The organism is candidate division KSB1 bacterium, from assembly GCA_022562085.1.
Taxonomy (GTDB): domain Bacteria; phylum Zhuqueibacterota; class Zhuqueibacteria; order Oceanimicrobiales; family Oceanimicrobiaceae; genus Oceanimicrobium.
This window is the reverse complement of record JADFPY010000455.1, coordinates 1-2,808: the sequence shown is the minus strand read 5'-3', so window position 1 is coordinate 2,808 and position 2,808 is coordinate 1. Positions and strand designations below refer to the sequence as shown.

3 protein-coding genes are annotated in these 2,808 nt (G+C 42.6%); 2 read left to right on the top strand and 1 reads right to left on the bottom strand.

Going from position 1 to position 2,808, the window contains the following annotated elements:
- Nucleotides 1-485: 485 nt before the first annotated feature.
- A complete protein-coding gene (locus IH879_22140; protein MCH7677627.1) occupies nucleotides 486-710 on the top strand; it encodes a hypothetical protein in 225 nt (74 codons plus the stop codon).
- Here IH879_22140 and IH879_22135 read toward each other — a convergent pair.
- Nucleotides 696-1,055, bottom strand: a complete 360-nt coding sequence (locus IH879_22135; protein MCH7677626.1) for a response regulator — start codon at nucleotides 1,053-1,055, stop codon at nucleotides 696-698. The genes IH879_22140 and IH879_22135 overlap by 15 nt on opposite strands.
- Before the next feature lie 217 nt (nucleotides 1,056-1,272).
- Here IH879_22135 and IH879_22130 point away from each other — a divergent pair.
- Nucleotides 1,273-2,808 (top strand): M1 family metallopeptidase (locus IH879_22130; protein MCH7677625.1); only part of this gene is annotated, 1,536 nt, incomplete at its 3' end.

The following is a 2,808-nucleotide window of genomic DNA, read 5'->3' as shown; positions in this document are numbered from 1 at the left end:
CCCTGGTAAACCTTTCGATGGCCATGGGATAATTTCGCAACCGAAAATAAAGCAACCCGGAATCCGTTAACAAATGAGGCGACGGATTGATTTCTATTGTCTGAAATTCTTTCATCTAGTTCTTCTTCTGACCACCCTCCCCTGCACAAAGCAGACGCGCTCCCCATCCGTGGGGAGGTTAAGTGACTCTTTCAACTCTTGAGCTTTCAGCGGTCCGTCAGGACTACTTCTCCTTTTTCGAACCGGCCGGCTTCGCATCTACTATATAAAAATTCCCCAACTTTCCTTTTCTTATGCAACTAATGTGCCAGTTTTCGGATTGTAAAGAAAGTGTAAGATTTGTGGGTAATTTTGCCAGAGAAGTACGAAAAAAGGTTATAAGACGCCTTTTGGAATTGGTTAATTTTTGCCCAGGTGAGCAAAAAATGAGCATCTTGATAAAAGTGGATGGAAGTTTCTATTCTTAGGAGATGTCTGCAAGATACATGTTAATTAATCTTGTTTTCACTTGTTTTTTTCGAATTGCTCTGTCGGTTTGCGAATGTCTAAAAGAAATAAAACATCGATTGGGAAAAATAGGCAAGCGCTTTTTAAGAGGCTACAAAGTGACGTTTAAACTCTGCCAGTGGATTGATGCGGAAGATCCTATCGAACCATGGTCAGGCAAGAATTTGTTTGCCGGTAGAAATCAGGAATTAATTACGGTGTAAAATACCATCGATGGTATTCTTAAGTTCAGAGATATCAGAAGACTTGGTTAAATACGCATCCGCAACCCAGGATTGGAAGTCAGATTTGTACTCAACATAGGAGGTATTAATCACAACTTTCGTCTTATTTGTGACTTTCAAAAACCTCTGCAGGAGATCGAATCCTTTACCGTCGGGAAGCACTAAATCCGTGACAATTAAATCTACGGGTTCGTGTTTTAATTTCTTTAATGCATGCTGACCATCTGCTGCGATATCAACTCTATACCCGGCGTCTTTCAGTCCGGTTTGATAGAGCTCGCGAAATTTTCTTTCCCCCTCCACCACTAAAATTTTCTCATCCATGGAATCCTCATGCAATGGGTGAAAGTTTTAATTTTCAGGTCATTGATTCATTCCAATTTAAAAAATTTTGTCTTAATTAAAAGAGAAGTTACACATATTTAATTAAAAAAATTAGAAAACCAAGTCCAGTAACTGTTAATTCTTGACAGTCAGGCATATTTTCTTTAATTATTAAAACATTTCGTCTGCATTGTATTTTTACAAAGGAAATAACTTTATGAAACCCTGGATTCTTTTACTCTTTGTTCTAATCTTAAGCTGCTCCTTTGTGTTTGCAGATTCCTATCCACGCAACCCAAATATAGACGTACTTCATTATAAATTCCAGTTGACCCTGAGCGATGAAACCGATGAAATTCGCGGGCATGCTGAAATTGAGATCCAATTTAAAGTTGACGACGTTTCAGAGTTTGCCCTGGATTTGATTGGTCAGCTGCACCCGGATTCGACAAATGGCATGACCGTAACAGGGATTACTCAAAATGAGCAAGCGGTCGCTTTTTCTCATAAAAACTATCGTATTCATTTTCAATTACGCTCTCCTTCGCGGGCAAACGAACGACGCACCTACGCGGTGTCTTATCACGGCATTCCGGCAGATGGTTTGATTATCTCAAAAAATATGTTTGGCGAGCGCACATTTTTCGGCGATAACTGGCCGAACCGCGCCCGTCACTGGCTGCCGACTATCGACCATCCTTATGACAAAGCGACCTGTGAATTTATTGTCGAAGCTCCGGAACATTATCAGGTTGTTTCAAATGGTCTGCTGCAAGGAATTGCTGATTTACCGGAAAATCGTAGGAGAACTCATTGGCGAACTCAGATTCCCATGCCCACCAAAGTCATGGTTATCGGCGTCGCACATTTTGCAGTTGAGACCGCAGGTGTACATAATGGCAAAGAGATTCAAAGTTGGGTATACGCCCAAAACCGCGAAGCCGGCTTCCATGATTTTGCCCAGGCAGTTCGAGTTGTAGAATTACTCGCTAACCGGATCGGTCCCTTCCCATACGATAAACTTGCCAATGTTCAGTCAAGGACAAAATACGGCGGCATGGAAAACGCCGGCGCAATTTTTTATAATGAAAAGAGAATCACCGGCAAACGCGACAACGAAAGTCTCATCGCTCATGAAATTGCCCACCAGTGGTTTGGCGATTCCGTGACCGAAGCCGATTGGCACCATATCTGGTTAAGCGAGGGTTTTGCAACCTATTTTTCCTGGGTGTTTGACGAGTTTACTTATGGCCGCGAACGCCTGGTTGAAGATTTGAAACGGGGCCGCGAGCGCGTCCTGAAATTTTATCAACGACATCCCGAGTCGCCAATCGTTGATAGTACAATTACTGATTTGAACAATTTGCTCAATGCTAATACCTATCCTAAAGGCGCCTGGGTGCTTCACATGCTTCGCGGCGTGATTGGAGAGGATGCTTTTTGGCAAGGCATTCGAAATTTCTATGGCAAATACAGGGACAAAAACGCGTTGACGAAGGACTTTCAGCAAGTCATGGAGAAAGCAGCTTCCGAGGATTTAACCTGGTTTTTTCAACAGTGGATTCACCAAGCCGGGCAGCCGAGATACAAAGGGCACTGGCATTTTGACCCGGCAACAAATGAGCTTGAAATTCAAATCAACCAGGTGCAGAAGGAATTTTTTACCATGCCCCTTCAAGTGGGCATTTATTTAAACAAGGCAAAGCCGCCGCAAATTGAAACGCTTAAAATAGTTCAGAAAGAAAATCGAATC